General features: G+C 70.7%; 15 protein-coding genes and 2 tRNA genes. 16 read left to right on the forward strand and 1 reads right to left on the reverse strand.

Features of this window, described 5'->3' with window-relative positions:
• Positions 1–299: 299 nt before the first annotated feature.
• The 15 genes from dnaA (at position 300) to H8838_RS00070 (ending at position 15648) form a co-directional block, all read left to right on the forward strand.
• Positions 300–1826 carry a chromosomal replication initiator protein DnaA gene (gene dnaA, locus H8838_RS00005; RefSeq protein WP_224766277.1) on the forward strand — a complete coding sequence of 509 codons (1527 nt, stop codon included), beginning with the start codon at positions 300–302 and terminating at the stop codon, positions 1824–1826.
• Positions 1827–2233: 407 nt separating this feature from the next.
• Positions 2234–3361 (forward strand): DNA polymerase III subunit beta, encoded by a 1128-nt coding sequence (gene dnaN, locus H8838_RS00010; RefSeq protein WP_181310100.1) that lies wholly within the window; start codon positions 2234–2236, stop codon positions 3359–3361.
• A gap of 55 nt (positions 3362–3416) precedes the next feature.
• Positions 3417–4391: a phosphogluconate dehydrogenase (NAD(+)-dependent, decarboxylating) gene (gene gnd, locus H8838_RS00015; protein WP_185995546.1), complete on the forward strand. Its 975-nt coding sequence runs from the start codon at positions 3417–3419 to the stop codon at positions 4389–4391.
• 6 nt (positions 4392–4397) lie between these two features.
• On the forward strand, positions 4398–5546 hold the full coding sequence (recF, locus tag H8838_RS00020; RefSeq protein ID WP_181310098.1) for a DNA replication/repair protein RecF: 1149 nt from the start codon (positions 4398–4400) through the stop codon (positions 5544–5546).
• Positions 5539–6183 carry a DciA family protein gene (locus H8838_RS00025; RefSeq protein WP_181310097.1) on the forward strand — a complete coding sequence of 215 codons (645 nt, stop codon included), beginning with the start codon at positions 5539–5541 and terminating at the stop codon, positions 6181–6183. The genes recF and H8838_RS00025 overlap by 8 nt, the downstream gene beginning before the upstream one ends.
• 272 nt (positions 6184–6455) lie before the next feature.
• Entirely contained in the window at positions 6456–8552 is a 2097-nt protein-coding gene (gyrB, locus tag H8838_RS00030) for a DNA topoisomerase (ATP-hydrolyzing) subunit B (protein WP_181310096.1), read from the forward strand.
• A gap of 143 nt (positions 8553–8695) precedes the next feature.
• Positions 8696–11374, forward strand: coding sequence for a DNA gyrase subunit A (gyrA, locus tag H8838_RS00035; RefSeq protein ID WP_219923964.1), 2679 nt, complete (start codon positions 8696–8698; stop codon positions 11372–11374).
• Positions 11374–11901 carry a DUF3566 domain-containing protein gene (locus H8838_RS00040; protein WP_181310094.1) on the forward strand — a complete coding sequence of 176 codons (528 nt, stop codon included), beginning with the start codon at positions 11374–11376 and terminating at the stop codon, positions 11899–11901. The genes gyrA and H8838_RS00040 overlap by 1 nt, the downstream gene beginning before the upstream one ends.
• Positions 11902–12039: 138 nt before the next feature.
• Positions 12040–12116, forward strand: a tRNA-Ile gene (locus tag H8838_RS00045).
• A 64-nt stretch (positions 12117–12180) separates the two neighbouring features.
• Positions 12181–12306, forward strand: coding sequence for a DLW-39 family protein (locus H8838_RS19895; protein ID WP_219923894.1), 126 nt, complete (start codon positions 12181–12183; stop codon positions 12304–12306).
• Positions 12307–12348: 42 nt separating this feature from the next.
• Positions 12349–12421: transfer RNA gene (locus H8838_RS00050), tRNA-Ala, on the forward strand.
• A gap of 153 nt (positions 12422–12574) precedes the next feature.
• Complete coding sequence (locus H8838_RS00055) at positions 12575–13381, forward strand: SURF1 family protein (protein ID WP_181310093.1); 807 nt, start codon at positions 12575–12577, stop codon at positions 13379–13381.
• Positions 13378–13785, forward strand: coding sequence for a DUF3817 domain-containing protein (locus H8838_RS00060; RefSeq protein ID WP_224766278.1), 408 nt, complete (start codon positions 13378–13380; stop codon positions 13783–13785). Before H8838_RS00055 ends, H8838_RS00060 begins: the two co-directional genes overlap by 4 nt.
• Positions 13786–13792: 7 nt before the next feature.
• Positions 13793–14620, forward strand: coding sequence for a patatin-like phospholipase family protein (locus H8838_RS00065; RefSeq protein ID WP_224766279.1), 828 nt, complete (start codon positions 13793–13795; stop codon positions 14618–14620).
• Positions 14617–15648: a 1-acyl-sn-glycerol-3-phosphate acyltransferase gene (locus H8838_RS00070; RefSeq protein WP_181310091.1), complete on the forward strand. Its 1032-nt coding sequence runs from the start codon at positions 14617–14619 to the stop codon at positions 15646–15648. The genes H8838_RS00065 and H8838_RS00070 overlap by 4 nt, the downstream gene beginning before the upstream one ends.
• A 49-nt stretch (positions 15649–15697) precedes the next feature.
• Here H8838_RS00070 and H8838_RS00075 read toward each other — a convergent pair whose 3' ends face one another.
• Positions 15698–16417: a hypothetical protein gene (locus tag H8838_RS00075; RefSeq protein WP_185995545.1), complete on the reverse strand. Its 720-nt coding sequence runs from the start codon at positions 16415–16417 to the stop codon at positions 15698–15700.
• 146 nt (positions 16418–16563) lie between these two features.
• Here H8838_RS00075 and H8838_RS00080 point away from each other — a divergent pair, with 146 nt between their 5' ends.
• Positions 16564–17076 carry a peptidylprolyl isomerase gene (locus tag H8838_RS00080; protein WP_181310089.1) on the forward strand — a complete coding sequence of 171 codons (513 nt, stop codon included), beginning with the start codon at positions 16564–16566 and terminating at the stop codon, positions 17074–17076.
• The last annotated feature ends 11 nt before the right edge of the window (positions 17077–17087 follow it).

Raw genomic sequence — 17087 nt, forward strand, 5'->3', positions numbered from 1 at the left:
CCACATGCCGGAAGTCCCCGACCGCCGGCGCCCCGGAACGAGGACCCCGTCAGGTGCCTGCCCAGGCGAAGTGACCTGCGTCACTTGTCCCCAAAAAACCTGCTCTGACCTGCAGGGATGCGTGACAGCCGGAGCCGCGCCGGGACGGACGGCCCAACGGTCCCGGGACGAATGGGGCAAGATGCACACCTGTGGATAAAGTTGTGGAGCGATGAGCGGCCAGCGACCCGTCCGGGCCTGACACCCTCATGACCGTCGCAGGACGGTCCCGTGACCAGGACGACCGTTGAGGGAGAGACGTGGAGAACGAACCGGTGGACCTGAACACCGTGTGGCGCAGCGTCGTCGAGCAGCTCCAGCCCAACCAGCGCGCCTGGCTCCGCGCCAGTGAGCCGGTCACGCTGCACGAGAGCACCGCCATCGTCGCCGTCCCCAACGACTTCACCCGCGGCCAGCTCGAGGGCCGGCTCCGGGCCCAGCTCGAGGACGCGCTGAGCGTGCGTTTCCAGCGGGAGATCCGGATCGCCGTCACGGTCAACCCGGCACTGGAGGACCGGGCGCCCGCCATGCCGGACGAGGCGACAAGTCATCAAGACGACATGTCGACAAACCCCTGGGAGTCCAACGTCGTGCCGATGACGCACGGCTCGGAGTTCCCCGACCGCCGCCTCGGCGACCTGCCCGAGCACGGCGACTCACGGGGCACCCCCCTCGGCGGCGCTCCCCAGCAGATCCAGCCCGGCTTCCACGGCTCGCACGTCAGCTCGCACCCGAGCGCCCCCAGTGCGCTGGAGACCCGCCTCAACCCGAAGTACACCTTCGAGACCTTCGTCATCGGCTCGTCCAACCGGTTCCCGCACGCCGCCGCGGTCGCCGTGGCCGAGGCGCCGGGGAAGGCGTACAACCCGTTGCTCGTCTACGGCGAGTCCGGCCTGGGCAAGACGCACCTGCTGCACGCGATCGGTCACTACGTGCGCTCGCTCTACTCCGGGGCCAAGGTGCGCTACGTCTCCTCGGAGGAGTTCACCAACGAGTTCATCAACGCGATCCGCGACGACCGGCAGGACCGGTTCAAGCGCCGGTACCGCGACGTCGACGTGCTGCTGATCGACGACATCCAGTTCCTGGAGGGGAAGACCCAGACCCAGGAGGAGTTCTTCCACACCTTCAACACGCTGCACAACGCCAACAAGCAGATCGTGCTGACCTCCGACCGTCCGCCCAAGCTGCTCGAGGCGCTGGAGGACCGGCTGCGCAACCGGTTCGAGTGGGGCCTGATCACCGACGTCCAGGCGCCCGACCTGGAGACCCGCATCGCGATCCTGCGCAAGAAGGCCGCGATGGACCGGCTCACCGCGCCACCGGACGTGCTCGAGTTCATCGCCTCCAAGATCCAGACCAACATCCGCGAGCTCGAGGGCGCGCTGATCCGGGTCACGGCGTTCGCGAACCTCAACCGCCAGGAGGTCGACATGACCCTGGCCGAGATCGTGCTCAAGGACCTGATCCCCGAAGGCGGCGAGCCCGAGATCACCTCGCCGCTGATCATCGCCCAGACCGCGGCGTACTTCGGGGTCAGCATCGAGGACCTCACCGGTCCCAGCCGCGGACGGCACCTGGTGCTGGCCCGGCAGATCTCCATGTACCTGTGCCGTGAGCTGACCAGCATGTCGTTGCCGCGCATCGGCAAGGAGTTCGGCCGCGACCACACGACGGTGATGTACGCCGACCGGAAGATCAACCAGCTGCTCGCCGAACGCCGCGCGGTCTTCAACCAGGTCAGCGAGCTCACCAACCGGATCAAGATGCAGGCGCGCCAGGGCTGAGCCCGGCCGGCGTACTACAGGACTCCTGTGGTGCGAGATCGGGCTCGTCGGGCCTGTGAAATTCCTGTGGTTCGACCCCCGGTCTCCTGCACACCCCTGTGCACACCTGCGCACCGCCGGACGAACGACCTCGGCCCGCCCACACCCGGCTGCAGGGGTCCACAGCGACTGCACAGGCTGGACGCACAGGCTCGCGAGCCGCTGACCAGCCACGACGGGAGTTCTCCACAGAATCCCCAACCCCTATGACAACCACTCACCTATCCATGGACGGAATCTCCTCAACAACCATCCGGCCCGCTTCCTGGGGACGAACGCATCGAGGGGCTCCGACACCGCGGGGACAGAAGACCCGGCAGCATGGCAGGATTCACCCACGCTCGAACCACAAGATCCGGAGGAACGAAGTGAAGTTCCGCGTCGACCGCGACGTCTTCGCCGACGCCGTCGCCTGGGCTGCCCGCAGCCTTCCCGTGCGCCCCAGTGCACCCGTGCTCGCCGGCCTCCTGATCGAGGCGACGCCTGAGGGCCTCGTCCTGTCCTCCTTCGACTACGAGACCTCGGCGCGCGCAGAGCTGCGCGCCGACGTCGCCGACGACGGGCGGGTGCTGGTCAGCGGACGCCTGCTGGCCGACATCTGCCGCAGCCTCCCGCACAAGCCGGTCGACTGCGAGCTGGTCGGCGCCAAGCTGGAGATCAAGTGCGGCTCCGGCCGGTTCAGCCTCCAGACCATGCCGGTCGAGGACTACCCCGCGCTGCCGACCGTCCCCGCGCCCAGCGGCGTGGTGAAGGGCGAGGAGTTCGCCCGCGCCGTCTCCCAGGCGGTCACCGCCGCCGGTCGTGACGACATGCTGCCGGTGCTGACCGGCGTCCGGATCGAGATCGAGGGCGACCGGATGTCGCTGCTGGCCACCGACCGGTTCCGGCTCTCCCACCGGGAGCTCACCTGGACCCCGCACCAGACCGACGCCTCGCTCGCCGCGCTGGTCCCGGCCAAGGTGCTCAGCGACACCGCCAAGACCCTGCAGGGCGACGTCACCATCTCGATCGCCGGTGCCGGCGGCGAGGGCATCATCGGCTTCGAGGGCTCCAGCGCCGACGGCGTACGCCGCACCACGACGCGGCTGCTCGACGGGGAGTTCCCCAAGGTGCGCAGCCTGTTCCCGGCCGAGCACCTGACCGTGGCCACCGTCGGCAAGCAGGACCTGATCGACACGGTCAAGCGCGTCGCCCTGGTCGCCGAGCGCAACACCGCGGTCCAGATGAAGTTCGCCGACGGCGAGGTCGTGCTCGACTCCCAGTCCGGCGACGAGGCCCAGGCCACCGAGGCGATCGAGGCCGAGATCAAGGGCGACGAGATCGTCACCGGCTTCAACCCGGCGTACCTGCTCGACGGCCTGAGCGCCCTGGACGGCGAGAAGGTCGACCTGGCGTTCACCCAGGCCTCCAAGCCGGTGGTCATCTCCTCGACCGACGGCGACGGGAGCCAGCACTCCTTCCGCTACCTGCTGATGCCGAGGAGACTTCTCTCCTAGGCATCCCCCGGCGCCGAACGGCGCCGGGTCGCGACCCCACTCGGAGGACCCACGCATGGAGATCGGACTCGTCGGCCTCGGCAAGATGGGCGGCAACATGCGCGAGCGGTTGCGGCGCGGCGGGCACACCGTGGTCGGCTTCGACCACGACCCGGAGCGCCGCGACGTCGACTCGCTGGAGCAGATGGTCGACCGGCTCGACGCCCCGCGCGTGGTCTGGGTCATGGTGCCGGCAGGCGAGGCCACCGCGCAGACAGTCACCGCGCTCGGTGACCTGCTCGAGGCCGGCGACGTGGTCGTCGACGGCGGCAACTCGCGCTGGACCGACGACCTGGAGCACGCCGCCCAGCTCGCCGAGAAGGGGATCGGCTACGTCGACTGCGGCGTCTCCGGCGGCGTCTGGGGCCTGGAGAACGGCTACGCCCTGATGTACGGCGGTGCCCCCGAGGACGTCGCGAAGGTGCAACCGGCCTTCGACACGCTCAAGCCCGAGGGCGAGTTCGGTGCCGTGCACGCGGGCAAGGTGGGTGCCGGGCACTTCTCCAAGATGGTCCACAACGGCATCGAGTACGCGATCATGCAGAGCTACGCCGAGGGCTGGGAGCTGCTCGAGGCCGCAGACCTCGTCGACAACACCACCGAGGTGCTCCGCTCGTGGCGCGAGGGCACGGTCATCCGGTCCTGGCTGCTCGACCTGCTGGTCGCGGCGCTGGACCAGGAGCCCGGCCTGGCGGGGATCCGCGGCTACGCCGAGGACTCCGGGGAGGGCCGGTGGACCGTCGAGGCGGCGATCGAGAACTCGGTGGCCGTCCCGGCGATCACCGCCGCGCTCTTCGCCCGGTTCGTCTCCCGGCAGGACGACAGCCCCGCGATGAAGGCGATCGCGGCGATGCGCAACCAGTTCGGCGGGCACGCGATGCACACCCCGGCGCCCGAGGGCGGCGACGTGGCCGGCCAGACCGGACCCGACGAGGCCCCCGAGGCCCGGGCGGCCGGTGCCGGCTCCGACTCGGAGCCGGCGGAGAGCTAGGCCTGCGTGCACGTCTCGCACCTCCAGCTCCACGACTTCCGCTCCTACGCCGACCTCGACGTCGCGCTGGAGCCGGGGGCGACCGCGTTCGTGGGCCGCAACGGCCAGGGCAAGACCAACCTGGTCGAGGCGATCGACTACCTCTCCCGGCTCGGCTCGCACCGGGTCGCCACCGACGCCCCCCTGGTCCGCTCCGGCGCCGACCAGGCGCTGGTCCGCGCGGTCGTGGTCAAGGACGGGCGGCCGGCGACCCTCGAGGTCGAGCTCAACCCGGGGCGGGCCAACCGTGCCCGGATCAACCGGTCCCCGCTCCCCCGCCCCCGCGAGCTGCTCGGGCTGGTCCGCACGGTGGTCTTCTCCCCCGAGGACCTCACCCTGGTCAAGGGTGACCCGAGCGACCGGCGGCGGTTCCTCGACGACCTGCTGGTGCTGCGTACCCCCCGGCTGGCGGGCGCCCGGGCCGACTACGACCGGATCCTGCGCCAGCGCAACTCGCTGCTGAAGACCGCCGGCGCCGCGCGCCGAGGCGGCTCGTCGGCCGAGTCGGCGCTCTCCACCCTGGTGGTCTGGGACGCCCACCTGGCCCGCGTCGGCGCGGAGCTGCTCGGCGAGCGGCTCGCCCTGGTCGAGGCGCTGCGCCCGTACGTCGGCAAGGCCTACGAGGCGGTCGCCCGCGGGGCCTCGCGCGACGACGCCGAGATCGACTACCGCTGCTCGTTCGAGCTGGACCCCGCCACCCGCGACCCGGCGGCGCTGGAGGAGCGGATCCTCGCCGAGCTCGAGGTCCGGCGCCGCGACGAGCTCGACCGCGGGGTCTCGCTGGTGGGACCGCACCGCGACGACCTGTTGCTGACCCTGGGCAACGGCGACCTCCGGCTCCCGGTCAAGGGCTACGCCTCGCACGGGGAGTCCTGGTCGTTCGCGCTGGCCCTCAAGCTGGCCTCCTACGACCTGCTGCGCAGCGAGGGCGACGACCCGATCCTGATCCTGGACGACGTCTTCGCCGAGCTCGACACGGGCCGGCGCCAGCAGCTGGCCGAGCTGGTCGCGGGCGCAGAGCAGGTGCTGGTCACCGCGGCGGTGCCCGAGGACGTGCCCGAGGCCCTCGCGGGTGCCAGGTTCCACGTCGGCGACGGGGAGGTGCGGCGTGCCTGACTCCCCCCAGCGGCCCGAGGAGCCCGAGCAGGGCCGGCATCCTGAGCAGGGCGGGACCGGGCAGGCAGGCAAGCCCGGGCCCGCTGAGCCGGGCGGGCTCCCCGACCGACCGGACGAGCCGCGTCCCGAAGGACTGGACCTGGCCCGGGCGCAGGCCCGCGCCACCTCCCGGCTCCCCGGTGCCGCCCCCGCCCGGCGGAAGCGTCCGGGCAGCGGCAGCGGCAGCGCCTTCGCCCCCAGGTCCCGCGGCCGCAGCCTCAGCTCGGGCGCCTACCCCGACGACCGCGACCCCCAGCTGCTGGGCAGCGCGCTGGAGCGGCTGGTCCGCTCCCGCGCCTGGGAGACCGACCTGCAGGTGCAGAGCGTCTTCGCCCGGTGGGCCGAGCTGGTCGGCGGCGAGATCGGCGACCACTCCACCCCGGAGACCCTGGTCGACGGCAAGCTCGTGGTCCGCACCGACTCCACCGCCTGGGCCACCCAGCTGAGACTGCTCGCGCCGGCGGTCGTGCGCCGGCTCAACGGCGAGCTCGGGGACGGCACCGTGGTGCTGATCGAGGTGCTCGGCCCGCACCTGCCGTCGTGGAAGAAGGGCCTGCGCTCGACCCGGGGCCGGGGGCCACGCGACACCTACGGGTGAGGCCGGGGCTGCTGGGACGCCGAACCGCTGAAATGCCGATCTGAGAGCCCCTCGGACGTACAGGGAGTCGTCCGGACCCCTGATCGGGGCCGGAAGGGGCCTTCCCGAGCCCCTCAGGGCCGAAATTCTCTCCGCTTCCTCCCCAACTGAGACGTTGATGCGTGGTTCCGGGGTCGAGAACCGCTAAACTGGACGCTGGGTCGCGGACTCTGGTAGTCGCGGCTTTCTGTGTGTCGAGATGCCCCGCAGCGGGCGAGTGGAAGAGGGACCGCGTGAGTGCTGAGTCGCCAGTCGAAGACCTGAACACCGGCCAGTCGAGCACGGCGAGCGACGGCGAGTACGACGCCTCCGCGATCCAGGTGCTCGAGGGCCTCGAGGCGGTCCGCAAGCGCCCCGGCATGTACATCGGCTCGACCGGTGCCCGTGGTCTGCACCACCTGATCTGGGAGGTCGTCGACAACTCCGTCGACGAGGCCCTGGCCGGCCACTGCGACCGCATCGTGCTGACCCTGCAGGACGACGGCGGAGTCCGGGTCGAGGACAACGGCCGAGGCATCCCCACCGGCATCCACCCGACCGAGGGCATCTCCGCCCTCACCATGGCGCTGACCATGCTGCACGCCGGCGGCAAGTTCGGCGGTGGCGGCTACAAGGTCTCCGGCGGCCTGCACGGTGTCGGCATCTCGGTGGTCAACGCGCTCTCGACCCGGGTGATCGCCGAGGTGAAGAACCGGGGCCACCTGTGGCGCCAGTCGTTCCACATCGGCGTCCCCGAGGCCGACCTCGCGGAGGTCCGGCCGATGGAGGAGGGCGAGCGCACCGGCACCACGATCATCTTCTACCCCTCCCCCGACATCTTCGAGACGGTCGAGTTCGACCTGGAGACGATCACCAACCGGCTCCGCGAGATGGCCTTCCTCAACAAGGGCCTGGAGATCGTCATCCGTGACGAGCGCCCGGCCGCGGAGGCGGTGGCCGACGCCGTCGAGGACGCGACCGTCCCCGACGAGGTCGACGAGCCGGGCGACAACGCCCTGCGCCGGGCCGCCGGCGGCGGGGTCGAGCGCCGGTTCAAGTTCGACCGCGGCATCGTCGACTACGTCGAGCACCTCAACCGGCGCAAGGAGGCGGCCAACGCCTCGGTGATCTCCTTCGAGGCCCAGACGCCGGCCGGCGCGCAGAGCCACATGAGCCTCGAGGTGGCGATGCAGTGGAACACCAGCTTCAACGAGTCGGTGCACACCTTCGCCAACAACATCAACACCCACGAGGGCGGCACCCACGAGGAGGGCTTCCGCGCCGCGCTGACCTCCCTGGTCAACCACTGGGGCGAGGAGTGGGGCCTGGTCAAGAAGAAGGACGACCGGGTCTCGGGCGACGACATCCGCGAGGGCCTGACGGCGATCATCTCGATCAAGCTGGGCGAGCCCCAGTTCGAGGGCCAGACCAAGACCAAGCTCGGCAACACCGAGGCCAAGGGCTTCACCCAGCGGGTGGTCAACGACCAGCTGGGCGCCTGGCTGGAGCAGAACCCGAACGAGGGCAAGGAGATCATCCGCAAGGCGCAGGCCGCGGCCTCGGCCCGGATGGCCGCGCGCAAGGCGCGCGACCTGGCCCGCAACCGGAAGGGACTGCTCGGCGGCGGCGGCCTGCCGGGCAAGCTGGCCGACTGCCAGTCGACCAACCCCCGCGAGTGCGAGGTCTTCATCGTCGAGGGTGACTCCGCCGGCGGCTCGGCCAAGCAGGGCCGGGACCCGCGGATCCAGGCGATCCTCCCGATCCGCGGCAAGATCCTCAACGTCGAGAAGGCGCGGATCGACAAGGTGCTCGGCAACGCCGAGGTCCAGGCGATCATCTCGGCGCTGGGCACCGGCATCCACGAGGAGTTCGACCTCGACAAGCTGCGCTACCACAAGGTCGTGCTGATGGCCGACGCCGACGTCGACGGCCACCACATCAACACCCTGCTGCTGACGCTGCTCTTCCGGTTCATGAAGCCGCTGATCGAGCACGGCTACGTCTACATGGCGCAGCCCCCGCTCTACCGGCTGCGCTGGAACAAGCCGCACGAGCACGAGTTCGTCTACTCCGACACCGAGCGCGACACCCTGATGCGCGACGGCCTGGAGCAGGGCAAGAAGCTGCCCAAGGAGAACCCGGTGCAGCGGTACAAGGGTCTGGGCGAGATGAACGCCGACGAGCTGTGGGAGACCACGATGGACCCGACCCAGCGGCTGATGCTGCAGGTCACCCTCGACGACGCGGCCCAGGCCGACGAGATCTTCTCGATCCTCATGGGCGAGGACGTGGAGCAGCGCCGTTCCTTCATCCAGCGCAACGCCAAGGACGTCCGATTCCTCGATATCTAGGGTTCTAGCGAAAACCTTAGATTCGAGTAGATCAACCGATCAAGAGAGACGAACACGTGACTGACACTCCCACGGGCGGCACCACGATCCACGGCGGCGGCGACGACGACGGCCGGATCCAGCCGATCGAGCTGCAGACGTCGATGAAGCGCTCCTACATCGACTACGCGATGGCCGTCATCGTCGGCCGGGCGCTGCCCGACGTGCGCGACGGCCTCAAGCCCGTGCACCGCCGGATCCTCTACGCGATGTACGACGGCGGCTACCGCCCCGACCGCGGCTTCTCCAAGTGCTCCCGCGTCGTCGGCGACGTGATGGGTCAGTACCACCCGCACGGCGACTCCGCGATCTACGACACCATGGTCCGGCTCGCCCAGCCGTGGGTGATGCGCAACCCCCTGATCAACGGGCAGGGCAACTTCGGCTCGCCGGGCAACGACCCCGCGGCCGCCATGCGGTACACCGAGTGCCGGATGGCTCCGCTGGCCCTGGAGATGGTCCGTGACATCGAGAAGGACACGGTCGACTTCCAGCCCAACTACGACGGCCGCTCCTCCGAGCCCACCATCCTGCCCAGCCGGTTCCCCAACCTGCTGGTCAACGGATCGGCCGGCATCGCGGTCGGCATGGCCACCAGCATCCCGCCGCACAACCTCCGCGAGGTCGCCGACGGCGCGATCTGGGCGCTGGAGCACCCCGACGCCTCGCGCGAGGAGCTGCAGGAGGCGATGATCGAGCGGATCAAGGGCCCCGACTTCCCGATGGGCGCGCTGATCGTCGGCCGCCAGGGGATCGAGCAGACCTACCGCACCGGCCGGGGGTCGATCACCCAGCGGGCCGTGGTGGAGATCGACGAGGACGCCAAGGGCCGCACCTGCCTGATGATCTCCGAGCTGCCCTACATGGTGAACCCGGACAACCTGGCGCTCAAGATCGCCGAGCTGGTCGACAACGGCCGGATCCAGGGCATCGCCGACGTCCGCGACGACACCTCCTCGCGCACCGGCCAGCGGCTCGTCGTCGTGCTCAAGCGCGACGCGGTCGCCCGGGTGGTGCTCAACAACCTGTTCAAGCACACCGAGCTGCAGTCCAACTTCAGCGCCAACATGCTGGCCCTGGTCGACGGCGTGCCGCGCACCCTGACCATCGACCAGTTCATCAGCCACTGGGTGACCCACCAGATCGAGGTCATCCAGCGCCGGACGCGCTTCCTGCTCGCCAAGGCCGAGGAGGACGCCCACATCTGGCGCGGCCTGGTCAAGGCCCTGGACATGCTCGACGAGGTGATCGCGCTCATCCGCCGCTCCCCCGACGTGGACGAGGCGCGGACGGGGCTGATCGCCCTGCTCGACGTCGACGAGATCCAGGCGGACGCGATCCTGGCGATGCAGCTGCGTCGTCTCGCGGCCCTGGAGCGGCAGAAGATCATCGACAAGCTCGCCGAGCTCGAGCGCGAGATCGCCGACCTCAAGGACATCCTGGCCAACGAGCCCCGCCAGCGGCAGATCGTGATCGACGAGCTGACCGAGGTGTCGGAGAGGTACGGCGACGACCGGCGTACCCAGATCATCGCCGCCGACGGCGACCTCTCGATGGAGGACCTGATCCCCGACGAGGAGCTGGTCGTCTCCATCACCCGGGGCGGCTACGCCAAGCGCACCCGGCGCGACCAGTACCGGATCCAGAAGCGCGGCGGCAAGGGCGTGCGCGGCGCGACCCTGCGCGGTGACGACGTGGTGGAGCACTTCATCGCCACCACCAACCACCACTGGCTGCTCTTCTTCACCACCGCCGGCCGGGTCTACCGGACCAAGGCCTACAACCTGCCCGAGGCCTCGCGCGACGCCAAGGGCGGGCACGTCGCCGGACTGCTCTCCTTCCAGCCCGACGAGTCGATCGCCCAGGTGCTGGCGATCCGCGACTACGAGCAGGCGCCGTACCTGGTGCTGGCCACCAAGCAGGGCCTGGTGAAGAAGACCCGGCTGGGCGACTACAACTCCCCCCGCCAGGCCGGCGTGATCGCGATCAACTTCCGCCACGACGACGACGAGCTGATCGGCGCCGAGCTGGTCAACTCCGAGGACCACATCCTGCTGGTCTCCCGCAAGGGCCAGGCGGTGCGGTTCCGCGCCGACGACTCCCAGCTGCGGCCGATGGGCCGGGCCACGGGCGGCGTGACCGGGATGAAGTTCCGGGACGGCGACTCGCTGCTGTCGATGTCGATCATCCGGGCCGCCCAGGTCGAGGCGGAGGATGCTGCCGGCGAGGCCGGCGTCTCGGTCGAGGAGGCGGCCGCCACGACCGCCGGCGGCGGCGAGCAGCCGGTCGGCGAGCAGGGTCCCTGGTTCGGCCTGCACCCGCAGTACGTCTTCACCATCACCGACGGCGGCTTCGCCAAGCGCACCCCGATCCCGGAGTACCGCGTGCAGTCGCGCGGCGGCATCGGCATCCGGGCGATGTCCCTGGCCAACGCCGAGCGCGGCCAGCTGGTCGGCGCGTTCATCGTCGAGGAGGGTGACGAGATCCTCTCGATCACCGCCGGTGGCCAGGTCGTGCGCAGCCCGATCAACGAGAACTTCCGGCCCACCGGGCGCTCGACCATGGGGGTCAAGTTCGTCTCCCCCAAGGCCGGCGACTCGGTCGTCGTGGTTGCCCGCTCGATGGAAGCCCGCGAGGATGCAACAATCGAGGACGAGGGTGCGGCTCCGGACGGGGGCGACCTCGAGCAGAGCCAGACCGATGCAGACCAGGTCGACGCAGCGCAGGTCGACGCAGCAGAGCCCGAGACCGAGACACCCGAGACCCCTGAGGATGGTTCCTGATGGCGGAGGGAGCCCAGGCGCGCAAGCGCGGACCTGAGGACACGGTGATGCGCTCGGCCCTGCCGGGCCGGATCGGCGCCACGTTGAGCAAGGCGGCGGAGGAGCATCGCAACACCGCCACCATGCGGCCCTCGACGGCCGGGGCCAAGCAGCCGCGGCGGGCGCGGCTGCGGCTGACCCGGCTGGACCCGTGGTCGGTGATGAAGACCTCGTTCCTGCTCTCGGTGGCCTTCGGCATCGTCACCTTCGTGGCCGTCACCATCATCTGGTCGGTGCTGGGCGCGGCGGGGGTGTGGGAGTCGATCAACGAGACGGTGGCCAGCGTCGCCGACCCGAAGGACTCCCCCAGCGCCTTCGACATCACCGAGTACGTCGGGATGTCCCGGGTGCTCGGCTTCACCGCCCTGGTGGCGGCGATCGACGTCATCCTGATCACCGCGATCGCCACGCTGGCGGCGTTCCTCTACAACATGTCCGCGGCGCTGCTCGGCGGCATCGAGGTCACCCTCGCGGAGGACCAGCGCTGATCGCCTCCCGCGCCCTGCAGCCGGGGCGCGCGGGAGGGCGTCGGGAGAGGGCCGCTTTTGTCCCTCCCGAACCCGATCAGGTAGTGTTCCCCGCGGTCACCGCCTCGTGCGGTGGTGTCTTCCGGCTCTGCCGGAGACGGGCCTATAGCTCAGACGGTTAGAGCGCTTCCCTGATAAGGAAGAGGTCACAGGTTCAAGTCCTGTTAGGCCCACCACCCCCTGGTCGAGACCCCGCGACGGACGCCGCGGGCGCGTCGGGGCGAAGACGAGGAGAACACCGTGAAGAAGCTCGTGCTGGTCCTGCTCGCGGCGGCCGGTGTCGCCCTCGCCAAGAAGAAGATCGACGAGGGCCGGACCGAGCAGGCCCTGTGGGCAGAGGCCACGGACTCCGTCGAGAAGGCCTGACCTGCACGCTCGTCGGCCGTCCGGAGCATCGGACGTCGCCACGGGGCCTTGGCGCAATTGGTAGCGCACCTGCTTTGCAAGCAGGGGGTTAGGGGTTCGAGTCCCCTAGGCTCCACTGAGAAGCCTGGAGGCTCCACTCCGGGCTTCTCTTCATTTCCCGAGCGGCACGGCCCCGGTGGCACTGCTCCGGTGGCACTGCCCCGGTGGCACTGCCCCGGCAGCTCCTGGCGATGGGAGAGCGCTGGGTCGCCCGACCTAGACTCTGGTCGTGTCACTCTCCCCCTTGTTCCGCCCGGTGGCTCTGGGGGCCCACCTGCTGGCGCTCGTCCTCGTGTCGATCGCCGTCCTCCTCGGCTTCTGGCAGCTCGGCTCCTGGCAGGAGCAGCGCGAGGACGAGGCCACCAACCGCCAGGCGCTCGAGCCGGTGCCGTTGGCTGACGCACTGGGCCCCGACCAGCCGTTCCCCAAGGCCGAGGTCGGCCGCTCGGTCGAGGTGAGCGGGACCTGGCTGCCCGACTCCACCCTCTACGTGTCCGACCGCCCGCACGGGGAGGACGACGGCTACTGGGCCGTCACGCCGGTCGCGGTCGGCAGCGGCCCCGGTACTGATCCCGCGACCGCCCCGGCGCTGCTGGTGGTGCGCGGCTGGGTGAGCGACCCCGCCGAGGACACCATCGCCCCGCAGGGACCGGTCGAGCTGGTCGGCTGGCTGCAGCCGCCGGAGGGGACCAGCGGCGTCGTCGACGACGACTCGAGCGACGCGGTGATCCCCCAGATGCGGATGGCCGACGCGATCCAGCACGTCGACCAGGACCTGTACGGCGGGTACCTGGTCCTCGACCCCGAGCGCGCCGCGGCGGCCGAGGTGACCGAGGCCGCCGACGGCCTGGCCCCGGTCGACCTGGAGCAGCTGCCCGACGTCGCGGCCAGCACCGGCCTGAAGAACCTGCTCTACGGGGTGGAGTGGTTCATCTTCGCCGCGTTCGCGGCCTTCATCTGGCTGCGCTGGTGCGCCGACGAGGTGGCCCGGGCGCGTGAGGAGCGGTTGCAACCCGCGGGTAACCTCGAAGCGTGAAGTCCGCACTGACCCGCTACCGCGTGATGGCCTGGACGGTCGGGGTCCTGCTCATCGTCCTGTGCCTCGTCGGCGTCCCGCTCTCCAACTTCGACGGCTCCGAGATGTGGGGCTTCATCCCCAGCACGCCGAACTGGTTCGACGAGGGCAGCCGGGCCGACGAGCTGGGCGAGTTCATCACCGGCTGGCTCGGCACCCTGCACGGCTGGCTCTACATGCTGTTCCTGATCTTCGCCTTCTCGCTGGCCCGCAAGGCGCGCTGGGACATGCCCTTCATGCTCGTCACCCTGCTGATGGGCACCGTCCCGGTCCTCTCCTTCTGGTCCGAGCACCGAGCCACGAAGCGGGTCCGGGCGGAGTTCGCCGACGAGCTGGCCTCCGGCGCCGCCACCCCCGTGCGATAGTTCCCCGGTGACCACCACCGCGTTCGTCCTCGGCGGCGGCGGGGTGCTGGGGGCGGTCGAGGTGGGCATGCTCCGCGCCCTGCTGGAGCACGGCATCACCCCCGACCTCGTGGTCGGCACCAGCATCGGGGCGCTCAACGGCGCCCTGGTCGCCCAGGACCCCACCCCCGCGGTGGTGGAGCGGCTGACCAGGCTCTGGGCCACCGCCGCCACCGGGCGTGAGGTGTACGGCGACCGCCCGCTGCGCACGGTGCGCCGAGCGCTCTCGTCGCGCACGCACGTCTACTCCTCCGCCCCGCTCACCCGGCTGCTCCGCGAGGAGCTCGGCGACGTGCGGTTCGAGGAGCTCCCGGTCCGGTTCCAGGTGTGCGCGGCCAGCATCGAGCGCTCCGCCGAGCACTGGTTCGACTCCGGGCCGGTGGTCGAGGCGGTGGTGGCGAGCGCCGCCGTCCCCGGACTGCTCCCGCCCGCCCGGGTCGGCGACGAGCACTACCTGGACGGGGGCATCGTCAACTCCATCCCCCTGGGCCGCGCGGTCGAGCTGGGTGCCACCCGGGTCTTCGTGCTCCAGGTGGGCCGGGTGGACCGACCGCTGACCCCGCCCACCAAGCCGTGGGAGGTCGCCCGGGTCTCCTTCGAGATCGCCCGGCGGCACCGGTTCGTCCGCGAGCTCGCCGCCCTGCCCGACGGGGTGACCGCGCACGTGCTGCCCGCGGCCGGCACCTCGTCCAAGGACGACTCGCTCCTGGCCCACCGGGACTTCGCCAGCGTGGAGCGGCGGATCGAGCAGACGTACGCCGCGGCCCGCGACCACCTGCGCACCCACCTGCCATGAGCAGTCGGCTCGCATGGCTGCTCCAGCGCTTCCTGGTCGCGCCCGCCGTGGTCGGGCTGGCGCTGCTCGCGTGGGTGACGCTGCCGCTGTGGCTGATCGTGGCCGCAGCGCTCTCCCCGCTGCTGCCCGGCCGGTGGCGGCTGCCGCGGATCGCCTGGCTCGCCCTGGTCTACCTGACCGCGGAGGCGCTGCTCCTGGTGGTGCTCCTTGCCTGGTGGCTGGCCAGCGGGTTCGGCCGGCGGATCCGCTCGCCGTACTTCGCCGGCCTGCACTACGAGCTGGTCGAGGGGCTGCTCGTGGTGCTCTTCCGCGAGGCCCGGCGGGTGCTCCGGCTGCGGATCACCACCGACGGGCCCACCCCGGCACGGTTCCCCGACCACCCGGTGCTGGTCTGCTGCCGGCACGCGGGACCGGGCGACTCGTTCACCCTGATGTACGCGCTGATGCACTGGTACGGCCGGGAGCCTCGGGTGGTGCTCAAGGACACCCTCGCCTGGGACCCGGCGATCTCGGTCCTGCTGCACCGGCTGCCGGCCAGGTTCATCTCGCCGAACCCGGAGCGGGGTGAGGACCTGGAGGCGCAGATCGCCGGCCTGGCCCGCGAGCTCGACACCGACGACGCGTTCGTGATCTTCCCCGAGGGCGGCAACTTCACCCCCGCCCGCCGGGAGAAGGCGATCGACCGGCTCCAGCGCCTGGGAATGCGGGGGATGGCGGACCGGGCCAGCCGGATGATCCACGTGCTCGCGCCCCGGCCCGGCGGGTTCCTGGCGGCGCTGGAGGCCGCCCCCGAGGCCGACGTGCTGATGGTCGCCCACACCGGCCTGGACCACATGCTCACCGTCGGTGACGTGTGGCGCGAGCTCCCGATGGACAAGGAGCTGGTGATGCGCTGGTGGCAGGTGCCCCGCGCGGAGATCCCGGCCGATCGGGACGCGCAGATCGAGTGGCTCTACGACTGGTGGGCGCGGATCGACACCTGGGTGGACGAGAACCGTCCCACCGACCTGACGCCGGCGCCCCGCTGAGCCGGGCTCAACGGGGCGTCGGAGGTCGTACGACCTGCTCGGGAGCGGGTCAGGGGCGCGAGCTGTCGCCCGGGACGTCGTCCAGGTCGATGATGTCGGCCGGAGCGTCCGGGTCGGTCGCGCGGTGCGGCGTGTCGGTCGCGTCGGCGAGCGCCTCGCTCGGGTCGGCGCCGGCGACGTCGTCCGTCCCGCCGGCAGCAGTCCCGGCAGTAGTCCCGCCAGCAACGCCGGCACCCCCGACCGCGGCACCCGTGGCGGGCGTCGTCCCGGTGGTCGGCGCACCGGTCGGCGGCGCCTGCGGCACGTAGGAGCTCTGCCACTTGTCGTCCTTGCCGCCCCGGACCTTGCTGAAGACCAGACCGCCCAGGGCGGTCGCCCCGCCGATCAGCAGCAGCTTCTTGAGCTTGCCGCCCTTCTTCTGCTCGGCCGTCTCCTGGCCACGCAGCTCGGCCGCCTTGGAAGCAGCGACCTCCTTGGCCAGGCCGGCCTTCTCCGCGGTCACCTGCGCGGCCTTGGCCGCGGCGGCGCCCGCCACGATCGAGGCCTTGCCAGCGGCAGCCTGGGTCTTCTCGGCGGCGACGACGGCCTTGTCGGCCGCTGCGATCTTGCCCTGCGCCAGGTAGGGGGCGGCCTGCGTGCGCGCCTCCTGGGCCGAGGTCCGGGCCGTCTCCAGAGCGGACTCGACCTGCGGTCGGACCTGCTCGGCAACGTCCTGAGCCTTGATCTGGGCCTTCTCCAGCAGAGTCTTCTTCTGCCTGCGGATTCGCATCTCGTCAACCTCTCTCGGTGGGGGTTCCCCATCTCACCACGCTGCCCGGGCGGCGGCCAGGGGTACGGTCGCGCCTCGGACGCCTTGGCGGCCGTGGAAAGATCGGACAGCAACTGCTCGTGTACCCACTTGACTGAGAGGCACTCATGGCTGAGCCGAAGGCCACCCTGAAGACCAACAAGGGTGACATCGTCATCAATCTGTTCCCGAACCACGCGCCGGAGACCGTCGACAACTTCGTCGGGCTGGCGGAGGGCACCAAGGAGTACCGGGACGACGCCGGTCGCTCCGGCGAGCGCTTCTACGACGGCCTGATCTTCCACCGGGTGATCGACGGCTTCATGATCCAGGGCGGCTGCCCGCTGGGCCGCGGGATGGGCGGCCCGGGCTACACCTTCAAGGACGAGGTGCACCCCGAGCTCGTCTTCGACAAGCCCTACCTGCTGGCGATGGCCAACGCCGGACCGGGCACCAACGGGTCGCAGTTCTTCATCACCGTGACCCCGACCCCGCACCTGAACATGAAGCACACGATCTTCGGCGAGGTCGCCGACCAGGCCTCGCGCGACGTGGTCGACGCGATCGCCAAGGTCCCCACGGGCGCGATGGACCGCCCCAAGGACGACGTCGTGATCGAGTCCGTCGAGATCACGCGTTGACCCACCTGCGT

It is taken from the genome of Nocardioides campestrisoli, from assembly GCF_013624435.2.
Taxonomy (GTDB): Bacteria; Actinomycetota; Actinomycetes; order Propionibacteriales; family Nocardioidaceae; genus Nocardioides; species Nocardioides campestrisoli.

Excerpts from the sequence above, each read along its gene's own strand:
- gnd (WP_185995546.1), top strand. The coding sequence starts at position 3,417 with ATGGAGATCGGACTCGTCGGCCTCGGCAAGATGGGCGGCAACATGCGC.
- gyrA (WP_219923964.1), top strand. The coding sequence starts at position 8,696 with ATGAAGCGCTCCTACATCGACTACGCGATGGCCGTCATCGTCGGCCGG.
- H8838_RS00040 (WP_181310094.1), top strand. The coding sequence starts at position 11,374 with ATGGCGGAGGGAGCCCAGGCGCGCAAGCGCGGACCTGAGGACACGGTG.
- H8838_RS00070 (WP_181310091.1), top strand. The coding sequence starts at position 14,617 with ATGAGCAGTCGGCTCGCATGGCTGCTCCAGCGCTTCCTGGTCGCGCCC.
- H8838_RS00075 (WP_185995545.1), bottom strand. The coding sequence starts at position 16,417 with ATGCGAATCCGCAGGCAGAAGAAGACTCTGCTGGAGAAGGCCCAGATC.
- H8838_RS00080 (WP_181310089.1), top strand. The coding sequence starts at position 16,564 with ATGGCTGAGCCGAAGGCCACCCTGAAGACCAACAAGGGTGACATCGTC.